This window comes from Flavobacterium tagetis, assembly GCF_016735615.1.
GTDB lineage: Bacteria > Bacteroidota > Bacteroidia > Flavobacteriales > Flavobacteriaceae > Flavobacterium > Flavobacterium tagetis.
On record NZ_JAERSF010000002.1, the window covers coordinates 226,058 to 240,079 of the forward strand.

14 protein-coding genes are annotated in these 14,022 nt (G+C 33.4%); 4 read left to right on the forward strand and 10 right to left on the reverse strand.

Annotation, left to right across the window (positions count from 1 at the left end; all coding sequences use genetic code 11):
- Positions 1-104: 104 nt before the first annotated feature.
- The 4 genes from JI750_RS08380 (at position 105) to guaB (ending at position 4,694) form a co-directional block, all read left to right on the forward strand.
- Positions 105-971 (forward strand): hydroxymethylglutaryl-CoA lyase-like TIM-barrel protein, encoded by an 867-nt coding sequence (locus JI750_RS08380; RefSeq protein WP_202000243.1) that lies wholly within the window; start codon positions 105-107, stop codon positions 969-971.
- 78 nt (positions 972-1,049) lie between these two features.
- On the forward strand, positions 1,050-1,601 hold the full coding sequence (locus JI750_RS08385) for a hypothetical protein (RefSeq protein ID WP_202000245.1): 552 nt from the start codon (positions 1,050-1,052) through the stop codon (positions 1,599-1,601).
- On the forward strand, positions 1,598-2,992 hold the full coding sequence (locus JI750_RS08390; protein ID WP_202000247.1) for a DUF5723 family protein: 1,395 nt from the start codon (positions 1,598-1,600) through the stop codon (positions 2,990-2,992). The genes JI750_RS08385 and JI750_RS08390 overlap by 4 nt, the downstream gene beginning before the upstream one ends.
- 229 nt (positions 2,993-3,221) lie before the next feature.
- Entirely contained in the window at positions 3,222-4,694 is a 1,473-nt protein-coding gene (gene guaB, locus JI750_RS08395; protein WP_202000249.1) for an IMP dehydrogenase, read from the forward strand.
- Positions 4,695-4,750: 56 nt separating this feature from the next.
- On the opposite strand, the gene JI750_RS08400 is transcribed toward guaB, so the two are convergent.
- From JI750_RS08400 to JI750_RS08445, 10 genes are all read right to left on the reverse strand, one after another.
- Positions 4,751-5,587 carry a hypothetical protein gene (locus tag JI750_RS08400; protein ID WP_202000251.1) on the reverse strand — a complete coding sequence of 279 codons (837 nt, stop codon included), beginning with the start codon at positions 5,585-5,587 and terminating at the stop codon, positions 4,751-4,753.
- 54 nt (positions 5,588-5,641) lie between these two features.
- The gene (locus JI750_RS08405) at positions 5,642-5,956 is read right to left on the reverse strand and encodes a DNA-directed RNA polymerase subunit alpha C-terminal domain-containing protein (protein WP_202000253.1); all 315 of its coding nucleotides are present in this window, start codon (positions 5,954-5,956) and stop codon (positions 5,642-5,644) included.
- A 25-nt stretch (positions 5,957-5,981) separates the two neighbouring features.
- Positions 5,982-7,124 (reverse strand): FAD-dependent oxidoreductase, encoded by a 1,143-nt coding sequence (locus JI750_RS08410; RefSeq protein ID WP_202000256.1) that lies wholly within the window; start codon positions 7,122-7,124, stop codon positions 5,982-5,984.
- Positions 7,125-7,179: 55 nt separating this feature from the next.
- The gene (locus JI750_RS08415; RefSeq protein ID WP_202000259.1) at positions 7,180-7,770 is read right to left on the reverse strand and encodes a TetR/AcrR family transcriptional regulator; all 591 of its coding nucleotides are present in this window, start codon (positions 7,768-7,770) and stop codon (positions 7,180-7,182) included.
- Between the two features lie 314 nt (positions 7,771-8,084).
- Positions 8,085-8,969, reverse strand: a complete 885-nt coding sequence (locus JI750_RS08420) for a L,D-transpeptidase (protein ID WP_202000262.1) — start codon at positions 8,967-8,969, stop codon at positions 8,085-8,087.
- A gap of 152 nt (positions 8,970-9,121) precedes the next feature.
- Positions 9,122-9,946 carry a DUF4261 domain-containing protein gene (locus tag JI750_RS08425; protein WP_202000266.1) on the reverse strand — a complete coding sequence of 275 codons (825 nt, stop codon included), beginning with the start codon at positions 9,944-9,946 and terminating at the stop codon, positions 9,122-9,124.
- A gap of 20 nt (positions 9,947-9,966) precedes the next feature.
- On the reverse strand, positions 9,967-11,460 hold the full coding sequence (locus tag JI750_RS08430) for a S41 family peptidase (RefSeq protein WP_202000269.1): 1,494 nt from the start codon (positions 11,458-11,460) through the stop codon (positions 9,967-9,969).
- 38 nt (positions 11,461-11,498) lie between these two features.
- On the reverse strand, positions 11,499-12,083 hold the full coding sequence (locus JI750_RS08435) for an NUDIX domain-containing protein (protein ID WP_202000272.1): 585 nt from the start codon (positions 12,081-12,083) through the stop codon (positions 11,499-11,501).
- A gap of 55 nt (positions 12,084-12,138) precedes the next feature.
- A complete protein-coding gene (locus JI750_RS08440) occupies positions 12,139-13,410 on the reverse strand; it encodes an adenylosuccinate synthase (protein WP_202000275.1) in 1,272 nt (423 codons plus the stop codon).
- 97 nt (positions 13,411-13,507) lie between these two features.
- Positions 13,508-13,972: a Fur family transcriptional regulator gene (locus JI750_RS08445; RefSeq protein ID WP_008462215.1), complete on the reverse strand. Its 465-nt coding sequence runs from the start codon at positions 13,970-13,972 to the stop codon at positions 13,508-13,510.
- Between the last annotated feature and the right edge of the window lie 50 nt (positions 13,973-14,022).

A 14,022-nucleotide genomic window follows, 5' to 3' on the forward strand; every position in this document is an offset into this window, starting at 1 on the left:
TAATAATGGCTATTACAATATTCTGTAATAAATTGGTTTGAGTTAAAATTATCTTTTATTTCAATAAAAAAGAAACTAACTTAGCCTTTACAAAAGAATAAGCTTTGAGTAAAGAAATCAAAATTATCGAATGCCCTCGAGATGCCATGCAAGGCATTAAGGATTTTATTCCAACAAAAAATAAAGTTACTTACATACAAGCTTTGTTGCGAGTTGGCTTTGATACAATCGATTTTGGAAGTTTTGTTTCTCCAAAAGCTATTCCGCAAATGCAAGATACTGCTGAGGTTTTGGCACAATTGGATCTTTCTCAGACTACAAGTAAACTGCTTTCTATTATTGCCAATACGCAAGGAGCAATCACGGCTTCAGAATACGAACAGATTCAATATTTAGGTTTTCCTTTTTCTATTTCAGAGAACTTTCAAATGCGTAATACGCACAAAACCATTGCAGAATCTTTGGTTACGCTAGAAGAAATTCTTGAAGTTGCCGATAAGAAAAACAAAGAATTGGTTACGTATCTTTCAATGGGCTTTGGTAATCCGTACGGAGATCCTTGGAATGTTGAAATTGTAGGCGAGTGGACCGAAAAACTGGCTGGAATGGGCGTGAAAATTTTATCACTTTCTGATACTGTCGGAACTTCTACGCCAGAAGTAATTACCTATTTGTTTTCAGATTTAATCCCGAAATATCCTGAAATTGAGTTTGGTGCTCATTTGCATACGACCCCTGAAAGCTGGTTCGAAAAGATCGATGCTGCAGCAAAATCGGGCTGTACACGTTTTGATGGTGCTATTCAAGGTTTTGGAGGCTGTCCGATGGCAACCGATAAACTTACAGGAAATATGCCAACAGAAAAACTAGTTTCGTATTTTACTGCTAATAAAAAAATAACAGGACTTAATTCTCTTAGTTTTGAAAGTGCATACAACGAAGCTTCAAAATTGTTCGGAAAGTTCCATTAAAAAATAGTTATTTTTCTTACCTTAGATACTGAATGTAAACACAAATGCGTTACATTTAGTATTGACATAATTAATATCATGAGATCACGACTTCTAAGTAAAGTTTCTATTATATTTTTTTCAGTCTTTTTGTTATTTTCCTGTTCAAGCGATTTAGATTTTGATCAGGTGAACGATTTTAAGCTAGAACCTGTATTTGTAGCAAATCTTGCTTACTTTGATATTCCTGCAAACCGACTTGTAGACGATGGTGGCACTAATATTGGGTACGATTCTAGAGATTTTGATATTTTTAAGAATAAGTTTTTTACTGAACGTCTTAAAAAAGCAGAGTTTGATTTTGAAATTGAAAACAGTATTGATCGTGCTTTTGTTCTTAACATGCTTTTGCTTAATGAAGAAAATAAGATCTTACAAACAATATCCTTTACCGTTCCATCTTATAAAGGGACACCAAATGTTATAAAATACCCAACAGAAGTTTTCGAAAACACGCGATTAGATCTTTTAAAACAAACTCAAAAAATTGGCTTTGTGGTAATAATTGCTGCTGGATCTCCATTAAATAGTGAGAGTCTAGGAAATTTAAAATTAAGATCAAGTGCAACTGCTTATTTAGAAATTGAATGAGAAAAGTACTGATCCTTTGTTTATTTTTTCATCTTTCTTGTTTTGCCCAAAACAGAGAATTATTGTATAATTTTACTTCAATTCCGCAGTCCTCGCTTGTAAATCCAGGAGCTGATGTTTCTTATAAATATTATTTTGGATTTCCAGTTTTATCTGGAATTTCAGCAAATGTGGGTTCCAGCAGTTTCTCGGCTTATGATTTATTCGCCAATGATGGAGTCGATTTTAATCAAAAAGTAAGAAATGCTGTCAATAAATCTTCAAGTAATGATAAAGTAGTAACCAATCAGCAATTGGAAATATTTTCTGGCGGATTCAGAATTGGAGGAAGAGAAAGCCGATCTTATATTTCTTTCGGCTTGTATCAGGAATTTGATTTTTTTATGTTTGTTCCAAAAGATTTGGCTTTGTTGGCTTTAAACGGAAATCGAGATTATATTGGGAAATCATTTAATCTAGGAGATTTGAATATGAAAGCCGAAGTACTTTCTGTTTTTCATGTTGGTTTTCATAAAAAAGTCAATGATAAATTTGTTTATGGAGGACGCGCTAAAATTTATTCAAGCGGTGCAAATGCTACTTCAACAAAAAATTCAGGCTACATTTATACAGGACAAGAGCCCGGAACTCCAAACCTTTACAATCAGGTTATTTCTTCCAATTTAGAACTAAAAACCTCTGGAATTGCAAGTTTCACTAAAGATGAGTACGAAGGAAATATAGCGCGTGATATTGCCAATAATACCTTCTTTAAAGGAAGTCTAGGTTTTGGCGTCGATGCAGGAATTACCTATTATATAAAAGACAATTTGCAGCTAACGGCGAGTATTATAGATTTAGGTTTTGTAAGACAGACTAAAGACATAGAAACCCTTACCTACAAAGGAACTTACCAATACAATGGTGCTAATCCTGATTTCTTAGGTTCAGATGATCCGGAAAATGTATTTGACGAATTTGACAAAGCCATACCAAGAGATACACTTTATAATAAGTATACAACTTGGCGTCCGACGAAGTTTTATTCTTCCATTCAATATTCGTTTGGTGAAGCGCGTCCAGATGACGAATGTAATTGTCATGGAAAACTTAATACATATTATAAAAATGCGGTAGGAGCACAGCTTTTTGCAATGACTGCACCTCGAACACCTTTATTTGCCTTAACAGCTTTTTACAGAAGAAATATTTTTAGGAAATTAGATTTTAAAGCCACTTATACCTTAGATACTTTTTCAAGTACAAATATTGGTTTAGGTCTTGCAGGAACAATTGGTCCAGTAAATATTTATGCTCTGGTCAATAATGTTTTAGAATATAAAGATATCTCCAAAGCTAGTAGTGCGGCCTTTCAACTCGGAATCAATTTTGTTTTTCAAGATAAAGAATAGAAATATTCAATTTTTCAAATTACTTCGTCTGTTCGCTATCGCTCGAGTCCAAATTCCAAACTCCCAAAAAGCGAAGCTTTTTTTTCGATCTAACTTGGAATTTGGAATTTAAAAAATTGGAATTTAATTTGAAAGACTTTTCCTGTAAATATAAATTTATGAATAAGTTAGTATTCAAGTTAGCAATTTATTCACTATATTTGCACGCAATTCAACTAGAAATTGCACCATGATAGCACACAACTCCAAGATTATCGGCGAAGGTTTAACTTACGACGATGTATTATTAGTACCTAACTACTCGAATGTGCTTCCTCGCGAAGTGAGCATTAAATCAAGATTCTCAAAAAACATTACATTAAACGTTCCAATTGTATCAGCTGCGATGGATACAGTTACAGAAAGTGCAATGGCAATCGCTATGGCACAAGAAGGCGGTATTGGTGTTTTACATAAAAATATGACTATCGAACAGCAAGCAGGAAAAGTTCGAAAAGTAAAACGTGCTGAAGCAGGTATGATTATCGATCCGGTAACTTTACCAATGAACTCAACAATTGCTGACGCTAAAAACGCTATGAAAGAATTCGGAATCGGTGGTATTCCAATCGTAGATGAAAACAAAATCTTAAAAGGTATCGTTACAAACCGTGATTTACGTTTCGAAAAAAACGGAGCAAGACCAATCGCTGAGGTTATGACAAGTCAAAATTTAGTAACTGTTGCTGAAGGAACTTCTTTAGAGCAAGCTGAAGTGGTTTTACAAGGTCATAAAATCGAAAAATTACCAGTTGTAAACGCTCAAAATGAATTAGTTGGTTTAATCACTTTTAGAGATATTACAAAATTAACTCAAAAGCCAATTGCTAATAAAGATTCTTTTGGTCGTTTAAGAGTTGCTGCTGCAATTGGAGTTACTGGAGACGCTGTTCAAAGAGCTGAAGCTTTGGTTGCTGCAGGTGTAGATGCCATCATTATCGATACAGCTCACGGACACACAGAAGGTGTGGTAAATGTATTAAAAGAAGTAAAATCAAAATTCCCTCAAATAGATGTAGTTGTTGGAAACATTGCAACTCCTGAAGCTGCTAAATATTTAGTAGAGAATGGAGCTGATGGTGTAAAAGTTGGAATCGGACCTGGTTCTATCTGTACTACACGTATCGTTGCAGGTGTTGGTTTTCCTCAATTCTCAGCAGTTTTAGAAGTAGCTGCAGCTATTAAAGGAAGTGGGGTTCCAGTTATCGCTGACGGTGGAATTCGTTATACAGGAGATATTCCTAAAGCAATCGCTGCAGGTGCTGATTGTGTAATGTTAGGTTCATTATTAGCAGGAACAAAAGAATCTCCAGGAGAAACTATTATTTTTGAAGGAAGAAAATTCAAATCTTACCGCGGAATGGGATCTGTTGAAGCTATGCAAACTGGTTCAAAAGATCGTTATTTCCAAGATGTTGAAGACGACGTTAAAAAACTAGTTCCAGAAGGAATCGTTGGACGTGTTCCTTACAAAGGTGAATTGAACGAAAGTATGCTTCAGTTTATTGGAGGTCTTCGTGCAGGTATGGGATATTGTGGTTCAAAAGATATTCCAACTTTACAAGAATCTGGGCGTTTTGTTAGAATCACTTCTAGCGGAATTACTGAAAGCCACCCGCATAACGTAACAATTACAAAAGAAGCTCCGAATTATTCTAGATAATTTTTAGATTTCTAAATAAAAACAAAAGGCGTAAGAAATAATTCTTATGCCTTTTTTCATTTGATTTTGCTGATTCTAGCAGTTTGTTTAATGCTTGTTGCCGAGTTTAATTTGATATTAAATTCATCTTGTTTTAAGTCAAACATGAGTTTCATATCAACGACGTTTTCACTCGCAAAATAATTAGGAATGTCATAAGTCATTTTCCCTGTTCCAGTTCCCGATACAATGATATTGTTAAGGTTTTCAGATGAGATATTTGCGGTATAAACTTGGTTAATATCAAAATATGCATTTTTGTCAACAATGCTGATTAGTTTGTAGATCGTTGTGATCGACATATCAATATTTAGTGCTCCAATTGGAATGGTAAGTGGACTTTCTTGAGAAAATGCTTCGCCAATTTTTATTTTCTTTTCAGGCAATGCAAGTTGCGAAAAAGAGTTTTTAACGATTTCAAAAATCATGTTTTTAGATGCTTCATCAAGACCTTTTGCAACAATAGAGTCCATTTTTGGCAATGAAGATGTTGATCCTTTTCCGTAGATTAAGGTACCATTCGGAATAATTGTATTTCCTTTATTGTCTAGAGATTTTAGATACTCAATTATAACAGGGAAATTTCCTTCGGCATTGGTTTTTCCTGTTTTAAAAACGGATTCTATATCAACAGTCGAATTGGTTATCGTTGGATTTTTAACGCCAGAAGATTTTAGCGTATTCAGAAATTCTTCAGATCCTTCATAAGTAAGTTCGTATGAAGCCGAATTTGCCATTGTTTGATTGTAAATCGTTTGAGGGGAGAATCGTATTTTAAAATCTAAAGTTGGATTTGATTGACCGTAGTTTAAAAAGGTAACTAAAGCAAAGAGAAATAAAAATAGTTTTTTCATAAGTAGTTTAAAGAGCTTTTTTCTGCTCAAGAAAACGAAAGTAAGAAATAAAAACTACTTTATTCTGTTATAATTGTTTTCTTTAAAAGTAAGATTATTCTTTTTTAATTCTTCAAGAAGTTTGGGCAGACTGCTTGGACCAATTCCGTGCAACGATAAGATTTCTTCTTTTGTATATCGAGATAAATCTTCTGCAGTTTTTATGTTCTTGCTTTCTAAAGCTCTTCGTGCTGGAGCAGATAAAACAGCTAAAAGTCCAGAATCTGGTTTTCGTTCCGCTTCGCAAATGGGGCAAGTAGGGCAATCACTGGTTTTGAAATAGTGATGTCCTTTTTTGCAAGTTTTCTTATTTTTAGAAATATCGGTCATAACTATAAAGCTATGAAATTTATTCTTATTCGTAACGGCTGTTTAAAATGTCTTCCGCAACAATATCAGAATGCAGTAAATCTTCCATTTTTTTGGTCATACGCTGTGCTTCTAAAGCGTAACCAAACATTTTTTTCTCATAATCAGCGATTGCTTCATCAATGGTTTCGAATTTTCCGTTGGTTAAATTTTGGGTTAAATGAAAAGCATCAAACAATCCCATATTTACACCTTCGCCAGCAAATGGAGGCATTAAATGTGCTGCGTCGCCAACAAGCGTAATGTTTGAATGTTCTTTCCAAGACTCTTCTAATGAAAATAATCTTAAAGGTAAACCAGAAAATTCAGTCGAAGCAGCAAAGAACTTTTTGTAATCATCGCCCCAGTTTTTAAAAGTTTCATTTAAAAACGTAATCACAGCTTTATCGTCTTCAAAATTGATTCCATGGTTTGAAATCCAATCTTTATCAGCTTTAAAAGAAACGCCAAAATGTACTGAACCATCGCTCATGGTATGAGTATAAAACATTTTGTGTTCACCCATTGCCATTACATTTCCGTTTCCGAATTTTGGTTTAAATTCAGGATAATCTTGATCTGGGTTTACAATTTCGCCTTGAATAATATAAGTTCCCGAAAGTTGAGGTTCTTGATCACTTACAAATTTTCTAGCATTAGATCTTCCTCCATTTGCAACAATTACGAAATCGGCAGTTACGGTTGTTCCATTTTTAAATTCCAAAATATATTGGTTTTCATGTTTTTCGAGATTAATTAACTGACTATCCCAAACAACTGTATTCTCTTTAATATTATCCAGCATAATTTTTCTAAGATCATTTCTGTCAATTTCTGGACGCGAAAAAGCATTGGTTTGATCCGGCATTTCATCAGAAGTTATATTTCCATCCATGTCAGCCATTTTCTCGCCAGTTGGTCTCGCATATTTGTAGAATTCATCCATTAAGCCCGCTTTTTGAATTGCAAACTGACCAGAATCTGAATGAATATCAAGCGTTCCACCGGAAGTTCTAGCTTGTGAATTTATATCTCTTTCGTAAACTGTAACATTGGCACCGTTTATTTGTAAAATCCTAGCCGTAGTTAGCCCAACTGGACCGCCGCCAATAATGGCAATTTTTTTATTTTCTATAATTGAAGTTTTCATTGTGTTTTGATATTATCTAAAATTGATTTTTGCAATTGTTGTTGTAATTGAAAAATTATGGTGTTAGCGCTTTTAAAACCAGATTAAAAGCTTCATTTATAATCTCCTCATTAAGAACAAAAGATTTTCCAGACATTGATTTTCCGTCTCTATGAAATTCTAAAAGAGAGTAAAGGGAACCATAAGCAATGCTCCAAAAGACTTCATAAGGAACAGAAATAAGTTCTTTTCTTTCAATTGCCGAAAGCATAAATTCAGTCATCATTTGCTTATATTTCCCTGTGACTTCTTGTATGATTGCATCGCCATGAGTGGAATGTCTTAAAAGTTCAAAACAAGTAGTCTGTAATGCGAAATTTTGAGTGAAATAAATACGATTTTCCCATTGGTTTCTTAATCCGTCTCTGAAAGACATGTCTGTAGAGAAACCATCAAACATCTTTTCAAAGAAATTTTGGCCAATTTCGATTCCAATTTTACGAATCAAATCTTCCTTGTCCGAATAATAGATGTAGAGAGTTGCTACAGATATTCCACATTCCTTTGCCAAACGATTCATTCCGAAGCCTTCTACGCCTTGCGCAACAATCATTTCTATTGCTTTTTTCTTTACAATTTCTTCTTTATTAATATCTCTGGTTCTCATAATTCTAATTAATTACGGTACAAAGATATGAAAATAATAAATGAACGATCGCTTATTTATGTTTGTTTTTAGATTCTAAGATGCTAAGGTTCTGAGATTCTGAGTTTTTTAGGTTCAAAGAGGCAAAGGCTCAAAGGCTCAAAGGCTCAAAGGTTCAAAGATTTGAAAATGAATTGCCACCAGCTAAAGCTGGTGGTTTGTAAAAATTAAGGCTCAGGACTTTAGCAGAAAACTATGTTTCTATGTGTTTAAACCAAAAAAAGCTGAAACAATCGAAATCATTTCAGCTTTATATATATACTAAGAATATATTTTTATAAAGTGTTTTTTGGTTCAGCTTCTCTAAGGTTTTGGTTCTCTAAAATTTCTTTTAAGAACGGATTAACCTGCGTTTCAATTTCAGATTCTGAAATATTTAAAGCTTTTGGATCTGATGCGAGTTGCAACCACGGTTTTGTTCCGTCGAAATTATAACTTCCAAAAACAATTACTGGAGTTCCTTTTACTTTTACATTTTCTTTGTCTTTTAGAATCCATTCATCAGCAAATGTATAAAGGTATTTGGCATCTTTTTCTAATAAACGTAAGCAAGAATGAGAAGCTGGATAACCAGGCAATTCATATTGGTGAAAACCAACTCCTAATTTATTTTCAATATTAAAATTCCATTTCAATTCCCACTCATCATTAAAAGTGCTGGTTGTTTTTTCAGCTTTCCAATTCGTGAAAAATAATCCCGTTGGTGTAGGATCTTTTTTTCTTCCCATATTAGTTGGTCCTGTACGAACCAATTCACCATTTTCGTATGCTGCGAAAGTCTGTGTTGGATAAGAAAACAAGATAATTTTTGAAACTTCCTGTAAAGCTGCAACATGAATTGGAAACGGAAGATAATAAACCAGATCTCCACTAAAATCAGCAGGAATTACAACCGAATCCAGTTTTTTTAAATTGGCTTTATCGGTTCTGTTTATCGCATAAATAATATTCATTTTCGTGCTGTCAGATTCATTAGCTTTCAGCCATTCTTTTGTTTTTTGAAACTGATAAGAAACTTCCGATTCTGGTTCTTTGTATTCAACTACTTTTTTAGCGGTTTTATTTTCAGTTATTTCAATAGTATCTGTTTTTTTACAGGAAACCATTAAAATCAATATCAATATAAGTAGGGCGTTGGCGGTATAATATAACTTTTTCATAGGTTGTATTTTTATGAATATAAAGTTATGATTATGATAGCTGAAAAGGGTTACATAATTTTTGGAATTGGTTTCGGGATTTTCATTTTAAATTGATGAAAGAAAAGAACTCGTGTAAAATAAAATTGTCTATGATTATGGAATTGAAAAGACTATACTTCTAATCTTAAAGTTTGCCCTTCGACAAAAAATCCTTTCGAAGCTGTAATTTTTATTTTCTGGTCTTCCGTATATCCTAAAGTTTCTCCGTTTCGTAATGTAACATCGCTATTAATAACGTATGAAATAATGCTGGTAAAGAAATTAAAGAGTTCTGGCAGATCCAAAGGAGATTGTAAGATTTCCATTTCTTGTTTTCCAAATTCAGGTAATCCATAAGTATACATATAATTTCCTTGCTCAGACGTTTTGATGCCAATGTAAATCCACACTTGAACAGGAGATTTTCCTTGCTGTAAATCAGGAATGTTTTCTAAATATTGATCTCTAGGAATTAATAGGGTTTGTTTTGCTTGATGAACGCCTATTGAATTTGAAGTAGAAAGGACCGAACATAATAATTTGCTTAAAAGGGTATATCGTTCTACTTGGCTTCCCTGTGAGGACATGACAGAAACGATTGCATGCCCAGTGTAGTTTTTTAAATCTTCTCCTGCAGTATGCCAATTGTAGGCATATTGAATACTTGTTGAAAGCTCTTCGCCAGGAATTTGTGCGGGCACATAAGCTATAGCTACTAATTCATTCTCTAATTTAAAAATAGCCGAATTATCATTTCCTGAAAAATTGACAATAGATAATCCCCAGAAATTTTTCAGGTTTTCAATTACACGATCTATACTGTAACTTTCGTTGTTATTAAACAACGGCATCGCAAGTAATGCACCTTTTTCGTCTTTTTGAGGAGTTTCGTCTTTCTGAAGAGTTTCGTTTTTCTGTGTAGTTTCTTTTTTCTTGAATAGGTCAAATAATCCCATGATTTAGCTTTTAGGTTAAGTTATTTATGTTCGATTTGTTTCAAAGTATACTCCAATTGTGTATCTCTATTTTTCATGAAATCTTCAAAAGTCTGTAAAATTTCATGATCTGGAATTATTCCTCTTCCAAAAATTTGATTTGTTTTTTTAGGAACATCTTGTTCTAGATTTACAATAGAAAACTGTGTTTTGATTTTTGTATTTGGTAATTCATATTCAATAGGGGTATGGCCATTATGTTCGTAATAACCGCCCATGGTTTCTTCGCCAATTACAATTGCATTTGTATTTCCTGCAACAAGCGAAGCAAAAAGCGATCCAGCGGAAGCAATTCTCGGACTAATAAGCATATAGATTTGCCCTTTAAAACGGTTTTGATCAGGTTGTAGTAATGGATTGAATTTTTCGTCTTGAAAATATTTTCCGTTTTCGAATTTCGGAAATTCTTCTTTTAATTCATCTTCAAAATCCTTGCGTTCTTCTCGCTGTTTTTTGATGTTCGTTTCTTCGTAAACAAAATAATTTGGGAAAGGTATTTTTTGAAAATTTACATAAGCTGAAGCATTTTCGCGATAGGCCTTTTGTGTCAAATAAGAAAAAGTAACAATATCATTCGGATCGGTGCCACCGCCATTGTTTCTAACATCAACAATTAAGTTCTGAATTTCGGAATGTTTAGAAAGATATTGAAAACAGCTGTCTAAATATTTTTTATAGGCGATATGCTGTTTGTCTTTTGCATTTCGGCCAATTACAAAAGTATGAACAGAAAGAAGGACTGTATTTTTAGAAATTATTTTAAAAGAATATTTGTTTTTTGCACGATTGTATTGCAGACTGTCAATTGGCAAAGAAAATCGGTTTTTAAAGTTTTCTTTTCGAATTTCATTCGAAACAGGAGAAATAGTTTTCGTTAGTTTTTGCGTTTGATTTGGAAGTGAATATTCGACTAAAAAGCTTTTTTGAGAACCATATTCCATTTGGAAATATTTGGCGAAAGAGCTTCCAATTCCAATCGATTTTCCTGTAATGTTGTAACCGTCTGTTGTGTAATACTTAAAGAGAGATGAAAGAATTTTGCTGGTCTCAATGCCATTAATGCTATAAATTTGAGAACCCAGCGGAATTTCTGGATTTTCAAAATTAAGAAGTAACCGATTTTGGATTAGTTTTACGGGATACGGAAAGAAAACATTTCCTGATGAATATGTTTTTTCAAAATCATCAGGAAGTGTAGTGTCATTGTGAAGACTTCCTTCAAAATCGGTAATATGCAGTATTATTTTATAGAAATCGATAAGTTCTTTTGGCTCTTTGATTTGCGAAAAAGCCCAAGAATAAATACTGTCAATCTGCTGTTTTGTTCTGTATTTATAAAGTCCAGAATTCGTTTTTTCTCTTATTTCCTTAAACAAGGTTAAATCTTGTTTGAGTTTTTCAGCTGGCCATTTTTTGTTTTGTGAGATAACAAATAATGGCAAAAGGAAAATAAAGACTATTTTAAATTTGAGCATTTTGGACTGTTTGGTTAATCTAAAATACTCAAAAAAAATTAAATCAATCCTTTTATTTTAGCGTGTTGCAATAACATAATCGTTTTAGCATCTGAAATTTCTCCAGATTCGATCATAGCGTAAGCTTCATCAAAAGTAAATTCTAGAACCTCTATGTTTTCCTGTTCAGCATCCAGTCCGCCGCCTTCGCTTACTTTCATGTTTTCGTTGTATTCCCCCACAAAAAGGTATAGAATTTCGGTTACAGAACCTGGGGACATATACGTTTCGATAACTTTTTGAACTTTACTTAAACGATAGCCAGTTTCTTCTTCTGTTTCGCGAATAATAGCTTGTTCTGCATTGTCTTTATCCAAAAGTCCAGCGCAAACTTCAATCATCATTCCAGTTTTATTTCCGTTAAGATAAGTTGGCAGACGAAATTGTCTCGTTAGAATAACTGTTTTTTTAGCGGTATTGTATAGCAATATTCCTGCACCATTTCCGCGGTCGTAAACTTCGCGAATATGCGATTCTATTTTTTCGTTTTCTTTTGTATAGTTAAAAGTAACTTTGTTTAAGATATACCAATTGTCTGATAATAACTTGGTTTCTGTAATCTCAATTTCAGGATTTTTTCTCATGTCAGTAGTAAATAGTCAAAAAAAAACGCTCTGAAAATCAGAGCGTTTAAATGCATTATTTTGTTATTGTTTGTTTTCTATCTGGTCCAACCGATACAATTTTGATTGGTACTTCGATTTCTTTTTCAATAAACTCAATATATTCTTTTAGCTCAATTGGCAATTGATCGTAAGTTGTCAATCCAGTTAAATCTTGCTTCCATCCTTTGAACTCTTTGTAAACAGGGGTAACATTTTCTGGCTCAATGTTGTAAGGGAAGTGAGAAATGTTTTGTCCTTTGTAGTTGTACTCTGTACAAACTTTTAAAGTTTCAAAACCAGAAAGTACATCACCTTTCATCATCATTAACTGAGTAACTCCGTTAACTTGAACTGCATATTTTAAAGCAACAAGATCTAACCATCCGCAACGTCTTTGTCTTCCTGTTACAGAACCAAATTCGTTACCCACTTTTGCCATTGTAGCACCAACTTCGTCAAAAAGTTCAGTTGGGAAAGGTCCGCTACCTACACGTGTAACATAAGCTTTGAAAATTCCGTACACTTCTTTGATTTTGTTAGGAGCAATTCCTAAACCTGTACAAGCTCCAGCAGCAGTAGTGTTTGATGAAGTTACGAAAGGATAAGTTCCGAAATCAACATCTAATAAAGATCCTTGAGCACCTTCGCAAAGAATAGATTTGCCTGCTTTTTGAGCTTGGTGCATATATTCTTCACTGTCAATAAAATCTAATTTTTTCAAATCTTCGATAGCTTCGAAGAATTCTTTTTCAAGTTCAGCTAAGTTGTATTGGATATTAACATCGTAGAAAGCAATCATAGCTTCGTGTTTGTCTGCCAAAGCTCTGTAACGCTCTTTAAAATCTTCTAATTCGATGTCACCAACACGTAAACCATTTCTACCTGTTTTGTCCATATAAGTTGGTCCAATTCCTTTAAGAGTAGAACCAATTTTAGCTTTACCTTTAGAAGCTTCAGAAGCTGCGTCTAATAAACGGTGCGTTGGTAAAATTAAATGCGCTTTTCTAGAAATGATTAATTTGCTTTTGATATCAAGGTTGAATTTCTCCAAACCTTCAATTTCTTTTTGAAAAACTACAGGATCAATTACAACACCATTTCCGATAACATTTACTGAGTTTTTATGAAAAATTCCAGAAGGGATTGTTCTAAGTACGTGTTTAATTCCGTCAAATTCTAAAGTATGTCCTGCATTTGGTCCTCCTTGAAAACGTGCAATAATATCATAATTTGAGGTAAGTACGTCTACAATTTTTCCTTTACCTTCATCTCCCCATTGTAATCCTAGTAATAAATCTACGGTCATTCTGTTTTAATTTGCGTTGGGACAATCTAAGCTGTCCTACTGATTATGTAGTTAATTTTCTTTTTTTTTATTTTTTTGAAAAGTCTGATTTTACAGACTATGAATTTGAATTCTGCTTTTTGTTTCCGTAGAAATAAAGCGAATGATTTGTGATTTCAATATCAAAAATTTCTTCGATCGTTTTTTTGATGGTCTGAATTCTTGGATCACAAAATTCAATTACCTCACCCGAATCAGTCATAATGATGTGATCATGCTGTTTATCAAAATATGATTTTTCGTAGTAAGCCTGATTTTGTCCAAATTGATGTTTTCTAACCAAAGCGCAGTCTAACAATAACTCGATCGTGTTGTATAAAGTAGCTCTACTCACACGATAGTTCTTGTTTTTCATTTTGATGTATAGATTTTCTATATCAAAATGCTCCTCGCTATCGTAAATTTCCTGAAGTATAGCATAACGCTCAGGAGTTTTGCGATGCCCTTTTTGTTCAAGATATAGTGTAAAAACATTTTTTACAATTTCTTGATTCTTAGTGTTGTCAGTTGAAATAAGTGTCATATCCGGCAAAGATAATTTTTTATTTTTAATGAATAAAAGTTTCGGGTTTA